Origin of the sequence: Pontibacter rugosus (assembly GCF_042678745.1) — a bacterium.
Classification (GTDB): domain Bacteria; phylum Bacteroidota; class Bacteroidia; order Cytophagales; family Hymenobacteraceae; genus Pontibacter; species Pontibacter rugosus.
The window spans coordinates 12,690-27,827 of record NZ_JBHTLD010000030.1 but is presented as its reverse complement, the minus strand read 5'-3'; the positions used below and the strand labels follow the sequence as shown (position 1 = coordinate 27,827).

Genomic DNA, 15,138 nt, shown 5'->3' with positions numbered 1-15,138 from the left:
TATTATAATAAATTGTAGAGCACCCGCGACAATATCACCGTAATTACCGACGAGTGCCACCGCAAGCATATGGGCTGGTGTAGGGCTTTGCTAAAAACATGCGTCGCGTCCTGCCGCAGGCTTTCTTTGTCGGCTTTACCGGCACGCCCGTCAATAGCAATGATGCCGACACCGTAGCCATATTCGGTGACATTAACCATACCTACGACATCCACCTGACCATAGAAGACAAGTCCGTGGTGCCGATTTACTAAGAGCCGCTCCTGCCCAAGCTGCATTTAGATAATAAACAGCTGAAAGAAAAAGCCGAAGAGATAAATTAGTTTCAGCAGGGTCATTACTGAGAACTGAGGCGCTGTCAGTTTGCTATATGACTTGTTAATTTAAGACTGCTGCAAGAGGAAAAGTTAGGGAGAGTAATGACTACATGAATCTCTGAACACCTCCTCCCTACCGGTATCGGACGGCTATTCCCTTCGGTTTTCTGATTTCCTAAAGCTTCTGGATAAGCAAGCACACACTGACAATATTACAGTTTATAACGTTTTACAAACGCACCTTTGTAAAAAGAAGCAACAATACCGTTGGACGATTCTGGTACAGGTATTACTAGAGAAAGCACATGCTCTGTTCTATACATCTAAAATTGCTTCAAAAAGGGGAGGCACCTCATTTAAAAGTACCTCCCCTTACTTACAAGCTAACTATTTGGCTACAGATATGTTAAATAGGCTGTGCTTTAAAGCCAGCTCTCTCTACAGTGGCGATAATCTCACTGGCAGAGAGGGACTCTGTTTTCACGGTTAGAACTTTGTCTTTGTTGGCTGTATCTACATTCCATTCACAAACACCTTCGGCGGCATTAAGTACTGGAGTTACTTTAGAAACACAGCCTCCACAGTTTATGTTAGTTTTAAACTTTAGGTCTTTCATAATCACTCTATTTTTAGTTACACTACTTAAATTGAACATTACAAAAATACGCGCGCTCAAAGCCGCACTTGTTACATAATGTTCCTTATCTATTACATATTTATTGAAGCATGTTACAGCTTCTGTACTTTCAGCCTCAAGCTGTTTGTTACAACCGACACGGAGCTTAAGGCCATGGCCGCGCCTGCGATCATAGGGTCCAGCAGGAAGCCATACAGCGGATAAAGCACCCCTGCCGCAATGGGAATACCTATCAGGTTGTAGATAAAGGCCCAGAATAAATTCTGTTTGATTGCCCGTACTGTTTGCTTTGACAGCTTTAGTGCTTTAGGAACCTGCTGCAGGTCTGAGGAAATCAAAGTCATCTTAGCCACATCAATGGCTATGTCTGACCCCTTGCCCATGGCAATACTTACATCAGCCTGTGCCAGGGCATGTGAATCATTGATACCATCCCCTACCATGGCTACGATCTTGCCTTGCGCTTGCAATTCTTTTACAAAAGCCGCTTTATCAGATGGCAAAACCTCGGCTCTGTAACTCTTTATACCTACCTGCGCTGCCACACTTGCGGCTGTTTGCTGGTTATCACCAGTGAGCATATACACCTCAACCCCTTGCGCCTGCAATGCCTGTATGGCAGCCGCTGAACTTGGCTTAACTTGGTCTGCAATGGCTATCAAAGCTACAGCATTCTGACTCTCTGTAAAGAAGATAACCGTTTTGGCTTCAGCCCTCAAAGCATCTGCGAGCTGGACCAACTTAGGTTCAACATGTACCCCTTCTTCTTCTAAGAGCTTGTGGTTACCCGCTAAATACTGGGTGCCGTGTAGGGAGGCTTTAACTCCGCGCCCTGTTATACTATCAAACGCATCCAGTTCCAGTGACTTTACCTCCAGGTTTTTCAGATGCCGCACCACTGCCTCAGCAAGCGGGTGCTCTGACTGCATTTCCAACGACAATAGCACGGTTTGTAGGTTTTGTTTGTGGGCACTCGCTTCATCAGCCCACACCACATCCGTCACCACCGGTTTGCCCTCTGTGATGGTGCCTGTCTTATCGAGAACGACAGCATTTACTTTATGTGCCTGCTCCAGGCTTTCCGCATCCTTTATCAGAATGCCGTTTTCAGCACCTTTGCCTACGCCCACCATAATAGCAGTTGGTGTTGCCAAGCCCAGAGCACATGGGCAGGCAATAACAAGGACAGTCACCAGAGCCAGTAGGGCCTGAGTCAGCGCATTGTCGCCGCCGAGTACAAACCAAGCGGTAAAGCTAACCAGCGCTATCACCAGCACTACCGGTACAAATATACCAGCGATCTTATCAACCAGTTTTTGTACGGGAGCCTTAGAGCCTTGTGCTTCCTGTACCATCCTGATGATCTGAGCCAACATGGTCTCACTTCCCACGCGCTCAGCCACAAACTGAAAGCTACCTTTCTGATTGATGGTTCCTGCATACACTTTGTCTCCTTGCTGCTTGGCAACCGGTACGGGTTCCCCTGAAATCATGGATTCGTCAACATAGGAAGTACCCCTCGCCACTTCTCCGTCCACAGGTATCTTCTCTCCGGCGCGTACCAGCAGCAGGTCTCCTTTCTGCACTTCAGAAACAGGCACCTCCCGCTCTTGGTCGCCCTCTACCAACCAAACAGTTTTGGGCTGTAGGCCTATCAGCTTCTTAATGGCGGTGGAGGTATTGGATTTGGCCCTCTCCTCCAACAGCTTGCCCAGCATAATGAACACGATTACGACAGCAGCAGCCTCAAAGTATACGTGCGGATGTAGTCCCCGTGTATGCCAGAACTCAGGGAAGAAGGTGTTAAACACGCTGAAGAGGAAGGCAATGCCTGTGCTCAACGACACCAGCGTGTCCATGTTCGCCTTCCCGTTTTTCGCTTGCTTGAAAGCATTGATAAAGAAGTTTCGGCCAAAGTAAAACAGTACCGGCGCGCTAAGCACCATCATGATCCAGTTTCCGTAAGGCATGTCCATAAAGAACATCCCGATGATAAACACCGGCAGGGTAAGTATTGCCGCTGCGATAGTTCTCTTCTTCAGCGCCTGGTAACGGTTATACTGCTCCTCTTCCTGCTTTTCCTGGGCATTTTCCTGATCAATGATCAAGTCAAAGCCTATTTCCTGCACATTCTTCTGTATATCGGTAAGAGCAATCTGGTCAGGGTCATAAGACACCTGCAGTGTCTGGGAGGCGAAGTTCACTGCCGCTTGTGATACGCCTGGCTGTGCACCCACCATGGACTCCACACTTAAGGCACAGGAGGCACAACTCATACCTGTAACAGGGAGAGACGCCTTCTGCAGCTTTACAGCATGTTGGCTTGCGGATTTATCAGAGATCAGCACTTTATTCTCCATATTCCATTCGTTTTATCTTTCTTGATGGTACAAAGGTACATGCTGCCTTTACCCAGGCTGTTATACAATTTCAGCTAAGATTTACAGATTTTATCAAACAGGCCCTTGGAAAGCCAGTAGAGTTCTAGAAGGTATAGTTGCCCATGCAACACACCATCTTCTGTAAGTTCGACTCACAGCCACGGTACTCATCTGTTGTTTTACGAAGACAGCGTTATTTTATTACTGGGAGTAAGGGAACCATAAACCGTTCGTCCTGTTCTACAGGAAGGGTGCAAACCTGTTTTTCCGCTTTCGCGGCTTGGGTAGCTGTAAGGCTTGGCAAGCATGCACGAAAAATATGTAAAAAAAATAGCTAATTATATAACATACCCAGTTGCCCCTGTTGTACCTTTGTGGTAAGGTACCATTATGAAAACTCTTCACCGGATCATATTGCTAACGTTAGCCCTGCTGGTGCTTGTCTCCTCGACAGGTGTTACAGTAGGTATGCATCTATGTGCCGGGGAGATACGTGATTTAAGTTTCTACGGGCAGGCTGAAGATTGCCCGATGGAGCAGATGAAAGAAACGCTGCCTCCTTGCCACATTCCTCAAGATACCAAAGAAAAAAGCTGCTGTGAAGACCACCAGTTTGTGGTAGAGCGCCTGGATATAGCCTCTGACACAAAGGCGCTTGCGCTCAATAAAACACTGGATCTTAAATTCATCGCCGCTGTGAAAGTGGTGATCCTGCAGCTTTTTGCACTTCAGGATGAGTTAAAACCTGCTTACGCACTTTATACTTCCCCTCCCATTGCCCGGGACATACCTGTTCTGGTGCAGTCCTTCCTTATATAACCTTACAGGCTTGTAAGTACCTTTACAATAGGCGCAGTTGTGACCTTGTGACACTGCGTTGGTAGCAACGCTACCCTGTTCTTTGGTACTGTCCCCCTTTTCAGCCGTTTCAAGCGGCTGCTAGTCATTTCCTATTAAGGTTATTTTAATTCCATGATCGAAAAGTTAATTTCCTTTTCGCTCCGCAACCGCATAATGGTGTTGCTCATTGCAGCATCGCTGTTTGGCTGGGGCCTTTATTCTGTACAGACAAACAAAGTGGATGCCATTCCAGATTTGTCTGAAAACCAGGTGATTGTCTTTACTGAGTGGATGGGCCGAAGCCCTCAGCTGGTGGAAGACCAGATTACCTATCCGCTTGTTACGAATTTGCAGGGCCTGCCCGAGGTAAAATATGTGCGGGGAACCTCCATGTTCGGCATGAGTTTTATCTATGTCATCTTTGAGGATGAGACAGACGTGTACTGGGCCCGCACACGGGTATTGGAACGCCTGAATTCTGTGGGTAATATGCTGCCTCAAGATGCCACGCCCACCCTGGGGCCAGACGGCACCGGTGTAGGGCATATCCTGTGGTATACGTTGGAGGCCCCTGGCATGGACCTGGGCGAGCAGCGTGCCGTGCAGGACTGGTATGTGAAATTCGCACTGCAAAACGTGGCAGGGGTCAGTGAGGTGGCTTCTTTCGGTGGCTTCCAAAAGCAGTACCAGCTCACTCTTGACCCTAACAAGTTAACCTATTACAACCTCTCCGTTCCACAGGTGATACAAGCCGTGCGGGCTAATAACAACGAAGCAGGTGGCCGCAAGTTTGAACTATCCGACATCGGCTATATCATAAAAACAACCGGTTACCTGGAGTCTGCCCAAGAGATAGAGAACATTTCTGTTGCTACCAACAATACCATCCCGGTACGGGTGAAAGATGTAGCTTCGGTGCAGATGACAGGCGAGAGCCGCCTGGGCATCTTTGACCTGAATGGGGAAGGTGAGGCCGTTGGTGGTATCATCGTGATGCGCTACGGTGAGAATGCAGAGGAGGTAATCCAGAATGTCAAGGTGAAGATGGAAGAAGTAGCCAAAGGCTTACCTGAAGGCATGAAGTTCAAGATTGTCTACGACCGCAGCGGGCTTATCAATGAAAGCATAGACTCAGTTCGGAATACCCTGATTGAGGAAATGATTGTAGCCTCGCTCGTGGTGCTCCTTTTTCTCTTCCACTGGCGCAGCGCCCTGGTGATTATGATCCAGTTGCCCCTCTCCGTTGCCATTGGCTTTATCCTGCTCAACGCCTTCGGAATCTCCTCCAACATCATGTCCCTGACAGGCATTGCCCTCTCCATTGGTGTGATTGTGGATGACGCCATCGTGATGGTGGAAAACGCATACCGGCACCTGGCCGATGCGACGAAAGGCAAACCGTGGGAGGATTAATTATCTGCATTCAAAAACAGAATGAACATGAAGTTATCAAAAGAAGATAGAATTCGAATCATAGAGAAGTCCAGCAGGCAGGTTGGACCCAGCGTGTTCTGGAGCACGGTAATCATCATTGCCTCCTTTTTGCCGGTGTTCCTGCTCACCGGGCAGGAAGGCAAGCTGTTCGGACCACTGGCCTGGACAAAAACCTTCATATTGATAGTGGACGCCGTGGTGGCCATCACGCTTACGCCCGTCCTGATCTCATTTTTCCTGAAAGGAAAGTTTAAGGAGGAGAGCGCGAACCCTATTAACCGAGGGCTGGAGAAGGTGTATGGCCCTATATTGAAGTGGTGCCTGAAGTGGCGTAAAACAACACTAGGTGTTAATATCCTGGCGCTTGCTGTCTCTATTCCGATGTTGTTTAGCCTGGGCACAGAGTTCATGCCGCCGTTGGATGAGGGATCCATCCTTTTCATGCCCGTCACGCTGCCGGATATTTCCAACGCAGAGGCCAAACGCATCCTGCAGGTACAGGACAAGATCATCAAGTCCGTGCCCGAAGTGGAAAGTGTGTTGGGTAAGGCCGGACGAGCCAGCACCGCTACAGATAACTCCCCTATCAGCATGATTGAGACCATCATCATGCTAAAGCCGGAGTCGGAATGGCGCGAAGGTATCACCAAGCAGGATATCATCCAGGAGCTGGATGCCAAGCTGCAGATACCGGGCGTGGTGAACGGCTGGACCCAGCCCATTATTAACCGGATCAACATGCTGGCCACCGGTATCCGCACCGATGTGGGCGTGAAAGTATACGGCCAGAACCTGGACTCTATCGCGGCAGTATCTGAAAAGGTGAGGACAGCGCTAAATGGGATCCCGGGTGTAAACGACCTGTACGTGGAGCCGATTACGGGCGGTAAGTACCTGGAGATTGACATTAACCGCGAAGCTCTAGGCCGCTATGGGCTGACGGTGGACGATGTGAACATGATTGTGGAGTCCGCCTTAGGTGGCACGCCTATCGGCAACACCATTGAGGGGCGCGAGCGTTTCTCCATTAACGTGCGGCTGGCACAGGAGTACCGTAACAGTGTAGAGCGGATCGAGCGGATCCCGATCCAGACTTCGTCGGCTGGTACTGTGCCTTTGTCCTCTGTGGCAGCTGTCCGGTTTACAGACGGGCCGCCCATGATTAACTCTGAGAATGCACAGCTGCGCGGGGCGGTGTTGTTTAACGTGCGCGACCGTGACCTGGGCAGCACCGTACAGGAAGCCATCGAAAAAATCAATACCGAGGTAACGGGCATACCGGACGGCTACTATCTGGAGTGGAGCGGCCAATGGGAGAACCAGGTGCGCGCTAACAACACACTCAAAATCATCATTCCACTGGTGCTGGTGATCATCCTGCTCATTCTCTATTTCTCCTTTAAGTCCATGAAGGAGGCCCTCATCAACCTGGGTACCATTCCGTTTGCCCTGATCGGAGGAGTGTATATCGTGTACTTCTACGGCGTGAACCTGTCGGTGGCCGTGGCCGTGGGATTTATCGCCCTGTTTGGCTTGGCGATGGAGACAAGCATGCTGATGATCGTGTACCTGAACGAGGCGATGCAACAGCTGGTGGCTATCAAAGGCAACTCTTCAGACACTATCACCAAGCAGGATATCCGTGACTATGTGTTCATGGGGGCCGCCAAGCGTCTTCGTCCGAAGATTATGACGGTGTCGGTATCCTTGTTCGGCCTTGTTCCAGTGCTCTGGGCCACGGGTGTAGGTTCTGATATCATGCTTCCAATTGTGCTCCCACTGATCGGAGGAGTATTCACCTCTTCCATCCACATCCTGCTGGTAACGCCGGTGGTGTTTGAGATGACAAAAGAATATGAATTAAGAAAACACGGCAAGTTAGAGATATACGATGTTAAGCATTAAGAAAATAAGTTGGTTGTTTGTGTTTGTAATGTTGTTGGCCAGCACTCCGGTGCTGGCCCAACAGCAGCCAACCATGAACCTGGATAGTGTGCTGCAGCGCATTAGCAACAATAATCCGATGTTGCAGATGTACGAAAGCAGGTCCAAAGCCATGGATGCCTATGCTGAAGGGGCAAAAAGTTGGATGGCTCCTATGGTGGGAGGCGGAGTGTTCATGGCTCCGTATCCTGGTGCTGAAGTAATGGAAGACCGTGATAAAGGCTCTCTTATGGTTTCGGCCGAACAGGATATTCCAAACCCGATAAAGCTGCGTGCCAAGGAGAAGTACATGAAGTCCAAAGCAGGCATTGAGCAGGCAGCCCGAGATGTGACCTATAATGAGCTGCGTGCGCAGGCCAAGACAGCATACTATAATTGGGTGGTGCTGGAAAAACAAATGGAGGTGCTACAGGAAAATGAGCGCATCATGGAATACATGCTCAAGCTGGCCCGCATACGCTACCCCTATAGCCAAGGTAAACTAGGGGGTGTTTACAAAGCAGAAGCCAGGCTGCATGAAGTGCAGAACATGCAGGTGATGACGGCTTCGCAGATTGAGCAACAGAACGTGCAGCTCAATATCCTCATGAACCTGCCCAAGGACCAGAAGTACAAGATCGACACCACGGTGTTTGTACCTGAGCCTGCCATACTCGCCGTTGATACCACCTACCTGACCGGTGCTCGCAGCGACGTTCGCCAACTCGACAGAACGATTGAATCCATGCAGCTGAATGTGCAGATGGAAAAGCTGGAGCGCCTGCCGGACTTTAAACTGCGCTTCGACCATATGTATCCGCGCGACGCGATGATGCCGCAGCAGTTCACGGCCATGGGCATGATCTCTATTCCGATAGCGCCCTGGTCGTCGAAAATGTACAAGGCCAACACCAAAGCCATGAACCTGGAGATACAGAGCATGCAGCGCGAGCGCGAAGCTGTTTTGAATGAGGCGCAGGGTATGGCCCGTAGCATGGCACTAGAGCTGAACACCATGCGACAGCAGGCGGACAACTACGAGAAAAGGATTATCCCGGCTTTCAAGAAGAACTATGATGTGACCATGCTAGCCTACGAGCAGAATAATGAAGAACTTCCTTTGGTTATTGACGCATGGGAATCGCTGAACATGGCGCAGATGGAATACCTCAAGATCCTGCAGTCGCTCTTCCAGATGGCAGTGAATTATGAAAAAGAGATAGAGAGATAAGTTGTGAATGAGCGAATGTGTGAATCAAAACTCTTACGCACACATTCACTCAATCACGCAATCAAAATTAAACATGAAACGATACCTGAACATACTTTTCCTGGCGCTGGCTGTACTAGTGGCGGCCTGCAAGGGGGAAGACCATAAGCATGCCGAGGGCGATACGGAATATACCTGCCCGATGCACCCGCAGATCGTGCAGAACAAGTCGGGCACCTGCCCTATTTGTGGCATGGACCTGGTGCCTAAAGCGGCGCACGGCGATGGCGTTGAGATCAACGAAGACCTGGCTTTCCTGCTGAAACCGACCAACAGCACTGTGATAGCCAGCATTGCAACTACCAAGCTGGAGCAAAAAACGGCAGAGGCAAGCATAAAAATGGATGGCATTATCACCTACGATCCACGCAGGGTGTACTCGGTGCCGGCACGCGTGGGTGGCCGTATCGAGAAGCTGTTCGTGAAGTATAACTTCCAGCCGATCCGCAAAGGCCAGAAGCTGATGGAAGTATACAGCCCAGAGCTGATCACGGCACAGAAGGAACTTCTATACCTGGTGCAGTCAGCTCCGGAGGACAAGCAGCTGATACAGGCTGCCATGCAAAAGCTGCAGTACCTGGGTGCTACCAATGAACAAATCAACCGCCTTATAAGCCGCGGCGAAGAAAGCTATACTTTTGCCCTCTACAGTCCTTACGACGGTTACGTGATCGACCTGAACGCAACCGCTCCGGCAGCCACGGCAAGTATGGCCGCAGCGCCTGCAGCCAGCGCCGGCGGCGGCATGGACGCGATGGGCGGAGGCAGTGCAGCCACAGCCGCTGCACCAGCCACAGCCGCCACAACTCCAGCCGGACAAGCCACACAATTACGCGAGGGCATGTATGTAACAGTTGGACAACCGCTGGTGCGCGTAGTAAACGCAGAGCAGCTTTGGGCGGAGTTTAATGTACCTGCCGGCGAGATGAGCTCACTGGCAAAGGGTTCTCCGATCGTAATCACCTTCCCGCAACTGCCGGGCGAAAAACTGGAGGCGAAAGTAGATTTCTTCCAGCCGTTTTTTGATGAAGGAGAGAGTTTTGCGAAGGTACGCGTTTATCTGCCACGAGACAACAAACAGGTAATGGTAGGTCAGCTGGTTAGTGCCGAGGCTACCTATACAACCGAAGCAGCGCTGTGGGTGCCCAAAGCAGCCGTACTGGATATCGGTACAAAAACAGTTGCTTTCAGAAAAGTGAATGGTGTGTTTGAGCCTGTTACCGTTACCACAGGTGCTGTAGCAGGTGATCATATCCAGATAAACTCCGGCTTAACACAAGCTGATGTGATCGCTACCAACGCACAGTTTATGGTTGATAGCGAAAGCTTTATCAAAGTCAGTAATTAAAATTGTGACTGAGGGAATCTAAAGCACTTACTCACACATTCACTCAATCACTCATTCAAAAATAGACATGAGACGATATTTGAACATACTCTTCCTGTTAACGGCTATACTTGTAGCGGCCTGCTCCGTAGAGGAAAATTCGCACGCGGAGGGTGAAAAGGCTACCTATACCTGCCCCATGCACCCGCAGATTGTGCAGGATAAACCAGGCACCTGCCCTATCTGCTTCATGGACCTGGTGCCGGTGTCACAGTCGGGTAAGGAGAACGGGGAACTGATGCTGAGCGAGAGTCAGATTGCGCTGGGCAACATCAAAACCAAACGCGTTAAGACGGGCTCGGTGGGCAGCAGTGCTATACTTACCGGTAAGCTGGTGCTCGACGAAACACAGACCGATGTGATCAGCAGCCGCGCCGCCGGACGCATTGAAAAACTGTACCTGAAAGAGAGCGGGCAAACGATTAGAAAAGGCCAGCCGCTGTATGAACTCTATTCGGAAGAACTCCTGACACTGCAGCGCGAATACCTGCTGGCCCTGGCGCAAAACCGTGAGCTGGGTCAGGAGAACCCTCGTTTTGCATCATTTCTGGAGGCTGCCAAAAAGAAGCTTATACTTTACGGTTTAACAGAAGGCCAGATCCGCAACCTTGCCAGAACAGGTGAGGTTAGCCCTCGGATCACGTTTGTTGCCCCTGCCGGTGGTGTGATAACCGAAGTCGTCGCAGCCGAAGGCCAGTATGTGGCAGAAGGCGGCGTGCTGTACCGCTTAGGAAAATTGGGTAAGGTCTGGGTAGAAGCTGAACTGTATCCGCAGGAAGTCGGCAATATAGAGGAAGGTGACCCAATCAAGGTTTCGGTAGAAGGTTTTGGCCAGGAGCCGGTAACGGCAAAGGTTACTTTTATCAGTCCGGAGTTCAGGGCTGGTAGCCAGGTGGCTATACTTCGTGCTGAGCTGCCAAACCCAAACGACCAGTACCTACCGGGCATGCAGGCAAACGTTTTACTTCCTTCGGCAACTGGCGCTACTCTAACCTTGCCTACCGACGCCGTGATTCGCGACGAGAAAGGAGCTCATGTGTGGGTACAATCGGGTAAGGATACTTTTAAGGCGCGCATGGTAAAAATTGGCGAAGAAAGTGCTGATAATGTAGCTATACTTTCAGGCCTTAAGGAAAACGACAAAGTAGTAGTATCTGGTGCTTACCTGCTGTACAGCGAGTTTGTATTGAAGAAAGGCGCTGACCCCATGGCCGGCCACCAGCATTAATTTATACGATGAAAGAATGCTGTAGAACAGGCGACGAACAGCCGCCCAAAAGAAGAAACACTTGGTTAAAATGGCTCCTGTACCTGGTTATCCTGCTCGCACTGGGCTTTATTATACTTGAACAGATTACAATTTAACTTACCTGAATAATGAAAAAGAACCTGTTTTACATGGCTGTGTTTGGCACCTTTACACTGGCCTCATGTTCTTCAGAAAAGGCACCTCAGGCAAAGGCTACAGCGGCTAATGAAACTACTGCAGAAGTACCGGCTGTCGAACACGCCAGCCACATGGCAACTACTGCTACACCAGCAGACCTGATGACTGAAGAGGGGCTTCCGAAGGACCTGGTGTGTATGGTGAACAATGCCTACATGGGCGGCAAAAAGCAGTTCCCGGTAGAGTTTGAAGACAAAATGTACTATGGATGCTGCGAAATGTGCGTTAAAACTATCCAAAACGACCGCCAGGTACGTTACGCCGCTGATCCGGTAACAGGTGAGGAAGTAGACAAATCGAAAGCCTTTATTGCCCTGAAGCCGGGTAGTGCCAACGGCGATGTATTATACTTTGCTTCTAAAGAAAACTACAAGAAGTATAAGCAATGACAAAGGGTAGTATAGCCTTACCCTTTTATGCTTTCCTGCTATAAAACCAGTTGAAATAAAATTAAATTTAAAACCTGTAACTATTGAAACCAATGATGAAAAGAACCCTTTTAGCTGCTACCCTTGCAGCGTTTGTACTTTCTTCCTGCGGAGAGAACAAGCAGGAAACGACTACTGCCGGAACTGAAAGCATGGAGCACCACGAAGGTATGGCTCACGGCGATGCCATGCCGGCTGAGGGCAAAGTGGTGGTAGAAACTCCGGATTACACCTCGGTTGCCGGTCCAGTAAAGGAGCAGATCAAATCAGTAATAGACAGCTACCTGAAACTGAAAGACAATTTGGTGGCTTCTGACGCACAGAAAGCCCAGGAAGACGCCAAAGCTGTACTGGCAGCTGCCGATAAAGTAGATGTATCTGCACTGCAGGGCGAGCAGAAGGCGTTTGCGGAAGAAAAACTGGGCGAGGTAAAGCAAAGTGCTTCTAAAATAGCTGAAGCTACGGACCTGGCTGCACAGCGCGGACAACTGGAGTTGCTCTCCGAGGCAACTTTTGCGTTGACGAAAGCCTTCGGTGCTTCTGATCAGACGTTGTACTACCAGCACTGCCCGATGGCTAACAACGACCAGGGTGCTTACTGGCTAAGTTCCAACCAGGAGATCCGAAACCCTTACTTCGGTGAACAGATGCTCAAATGCGGTAGTACAGAGGAAACCATTAATTAAGCTTTATGTGGAAGCAGTGTTACATACTGCTTCCACAATTACACCACACTGATCAAACAGCCCAATAGGCATAATCTCTAGCTTTAAGAAGCATGAGAAAATGCTTGTAAGGCGTTGAAAATAGGGGCGATAGGTGTCTGCTGTTACATTAAATATATAATACTATCAATTTTTACTATATTTGCCTATTGCGTATTGGCTGAGCCTCTACTCGAAAAAGTACTAACTTCATGAAAAGAACCAAGCGTAACAAGACAGTTAACTTCGCTGGGCTGCTTTTACTGACAGTCTTCGTAAACTTGTACCTTGTTCAACTGGTTTGTAACCTGCCGCACCTGGTGCAGCGCCTGCAGTCTATCACTCAGAGCCACCACCATTCAGGACACGGTAATCATCACAGAACAGAGAGTAAGACCTCTGCTGCCGGGCATGACCATCATGAGCACTCGCACCATGGTGATCGACAGCCTGCTTCTGCGCCAGAGGATGCCAGTTGCTGTTCAGAGTTAGCTTATGCTCCTTTATTGGAGAGTTCCCCTTCCGTGAAGCTGCCTTCACTTGTAAAAGTACAGTTTACCTTCATGGGTAGCCTGTATCAGGCTATACTACAGTCTTTTTACCGAAACCTGATTATGGCGGTGTCGCATGCACCGCCAGATGCCCCTCCGAAAATACCGGATATTAGAATATTCCTGCGCTCTCTTACAATTTGATGCACAAACCTGCTCCTGCCTGCATCCTGGAAAAGCTATGCCTTTTCAGGACCAGTGTAGTTAACGTCGTGTGCCTGCCCTGTATTAGTTTCCAAGTATTCAGGGAGGCATGTTGCGAGCTTGATGGTTTGTATGTCATGTTAGGCGGTGCTGTGCTTATGGAGCACTCTTCGCCATAAATTTATTTGTAAAGAATGAGCAAAAAGAGTCAGCACCAAAGGGTGCTTCGAATAAAAAACATGGTGTGCCCTCGCTGCATCATGGTAGTGCGGGAGGAACTGGAAAAACTGGGCCTGCATGTACTGGAGGTAGAGTTAGGTACGGCTGTTGTAGCTGAAAGTGACGATGTAGACGAAACAGCTATAAAAGCAGCCATAACAAGCAAAGGCTTTGAGCTGCTGCACGATAAGCTAGAAGAGCTTGTAGAAAGTATCAAAGTAGCTGTCATAAACTTAATCTACAGCGACGAAATCTCATCCCTTACCACTAATTTGTCTACATATCTGGCTGAGAAGTTGGGGAAGGACTATTCTACAATCAGTACCGCTTTCAAAGCATGTGAAGGAGTGGCCTTAAACAGGTACATTGTGTTACAGAAAGTAGAACGCGTCAAGGAGTTGCTTACTTACGATGAACTCCCTCTCAGTGCGATTGCAACCAAACTAGGATATAAAAGTCTGCAACACCTGTCAAGGCAGTTCAAGGAAGTTGCAGGCACAACCCTTAACAGATACAAAAACGAAGGTGGTGCTGACCGCCACCCTATTGACAACCTGTGTTAATCCAGTATACTCAACAGATATATAATTCTGCTCCATAAATCTATAAAACTGCTTTGATTGCACCTCAGTACTCTAAATATGTTTAGAGATGTGTAGCTCCCACCTGTGTGGATAGCGGCTGGTTTTAATGATAGATGTAGTAGTTAGGTGTCGTGGAAATGTACTAATCCATTACTGTACAACCCTTAACTAATACTTTATAAAATGAAAAATACCTATTCACTAATTCTATTAATGCTGCTTTTATGTGTGTCCAGTATCAGAACCTCCTATGCACATGGAGGCGAAAAACACGGTAAATCCAGCCAAACAGCAGAAAGTACACGGGAACCGGACACTGCTGCTGTGCCAAGTGTTGGACACGAGGAGCATGCGGCCCATGTGCAGGACCCCGCCTCGGCGCATGCCAGGCCAGACGATTTTCCAAACAAGCACCCGTTAGTGGTTCATTTTCCAATCGTACTGTTGCTCGTGGCTGCTGCCGTTCAGCTGTGCAATATCCTGTTCCTGCGTAAGGAACTTGACTGGATCACCACTATAGCTACTTTGATAGGTTTCAGTACAGCTTACTATGTAACGAAGATAGCTCATCCACACACGCATGGACTTACAGAACATGCCAAGCTGGTACTTGACCAGCATGATCTCTATGCCGACTGGACGATTTACCTTGGTGGAATAGGTTTGGTATCTCAGTTGTTAAGCCAGTTCCTGTTTAAAGGAAAGCGCTGGAGCGTGTTGGTGGTTGCTTTTGTTCTTACGGGCACTGCTTACGCTGTGGCTATGGCAGGACATTATGGTGCCCAACTCGTACACATAGAAGGCGTCGGCCCACAGGGCAAATACTTGGATACGGGGCATCACCATTAGTATTAGAGGCGCAGACCCATAGC

Annotated in this window: 12 protein-coding genes and 1 pseudogene; 11 read left to right on the top strand and 2 right to left on the bottom strand. The window is 49.1% G+C overall.

The window, feature by feature from the left end; all coding sequences use genetic code 11:
- The first annotated feature begins 98 nt into the window (after positions 1-98).
- A complete protein-coding gene (locus ACFQ2O_RS05490) occupies positions 99-254 on the top strand; it encodes a hypothetical protein (protein WP_377523633.1) in 156 nt (51 codons plus the stop codon).
- Positions 255-723: 469 nt separating this feature from the next.
- Here the strand turns inward: ACFQ2O_RS05490 and ACFQ2O_RS05485 are convergent, their stop codons facing one another.
- A complete protein-coding gene (locus tag ACFQ2O_RS05485) occupies positions 724-933 on the bottom strand; it encodes a heavy-metal-associated domain-containing protein (RefSeq protein WP_116541841.1) in 210 nt (69 codons plus the stop codon).
- A gap of 113 nt (positions 934-1,046) precedes the next feature.
- Positions 1,047-3,314 (bottom strand): heavy metal translocating P-type ATPase, encoded by a 2,268-nt coding sequence (locus tag ACFQ2O_RS05480; protein ID WP_377523627.1) that lies wholly within the window; start codon positions 3,312-3,314, stop codon positions 1,047-1,049.
- Positions 3,315-3,725: 411 nt separating this feature from the next.
- Here ACFQ2O_RS05480 and ACFQ2O_RS05475 point away from each other — a divergent pair, with 411 nt between their 5' ends.
- The 10 genes and pseudogenes from ACFQ2O_RS05475 (at position 3,726) to ACFQ2O_RS05430 (ending at position 15,115) form a co-directional block, all read left to right on the top strand.
- On the top strand, positions 3,726-4,154 hold the full coding sequence (locus tag ACFQ2O_RS05475; RefSeq protein ID WP_133242696.1) for an HYC_CC_PP family protein: 429 nt from the start codon (positions 3,726-3,728) through the stop codon (positions 4,152-4,154).
- Positions 4,155-4,307: 153 nt separating this feature from the next.
- Positions 4,308-7,514: pseudogene (locus tag ACFQ2O_RS05470) on the top strand (efflux RND transporter permease subunit).
- The gene (locus tag ACFQ2O_RS05465) at positions 7,501-8,763 is read left to right on the top strand and encodes a TolC family protein (RefSeq protein ID WP_377523622.1); all 1,263 of its coding nucleotides are present in this window, start codon (positions 7,501-7,503) and stop codon (positions 8,761-8,763) included. The pseudogene ACFQ2O_RS05470 and the gene ACFQ2O_RS05465 overlap by 14 nt, the downstream one beginning before the upstream one ends.
- Before the next feature lie 73 nt (positions 8,764-8,836).
- On the top strand, positions 8,837-10,150 hold the full coding sequence (locus tag ACFQ2O_RS05460; RefSeq protein ID WP_377523619.1) for an efflux RND transporter periplasmic adaptor subunit: 1,314 nt from the start codon (positions 8,837-8,839) through the stop codon (positions 10,148-10,150).
- Positions 10,151-10,217: 67 nt separating this feature from the next.
- A complete protein-coding gene (locus ACFQ2O_RS05455; RefSeq protein WP_377523616.1) occupies positions 10,218-11,417 on the top strand; it encodes an efflux RND transporter periplasmic adaptor subunit in 1,200 nt (399 codons plus the stop codon).
- A 149-nt stretch (positions 11,418-11,566) separates the two neighbouring features.
- Entirely contained in the window at positions 11,567-12,025 is a 459-nt protein-coding gene (locus tag ACFQ2O_RS05450) for a hypothetical protein (protein ID WP_377523613.1), read from the top strand.
- Between the two features lie 92 nt (positions 12,026-12,117).
- Positions 12,118-12,750, top strand: coding sequence for a DUF3347 domain-containing protein (locus ACFQ2O_RS05445; protein ID WP_377523610.1), 633 nt, complete (start codon positions 12,118-12,120; stop codon positions 12,748-12,750).
- 230 nt (positions 12,751-12,980) lie between these two features.
- Complete coding sequence (locus tag ACFQ2O_RS05440) at positions 12,981-13,463, top strand: hypothetical protein (protein WP_377523607.1); 483 nt, start codon at positions 12,981-12,983, stop codon at positions 13,461-13,463.
- 194 nt (positions 13,464-13,657) lie between these two features.
- The gene (locus tag ACFQ2O_RS05435) at positions 13,658-14,245 is read left to right on the top strand and encodes an AraC family transcriptional regulator (RefSeq protein ID WP_377523604.1); all 588 of its coding nucleotides are present in this window, start codon (positions 13,658-13,660) and stop codon (positions 14,243-14,245) included.
- Positions 14,246-14,494: 249 nt separating this feature from the next.
- Positions 14,495-15,115 carry a hypothetical protein gene (locus ACFQ2O_RS05430; protein ID WP_377523601.1) on the top strand — a complete coding sequence of 207 codons (621 nt, stop codon included), beginning with the start codon at positions 14,495-14,497 and terminating at the stop codon, positions 15,113-15,115.
- Positions 15,116-15,138: the final 23 nt, after the last annotated feature.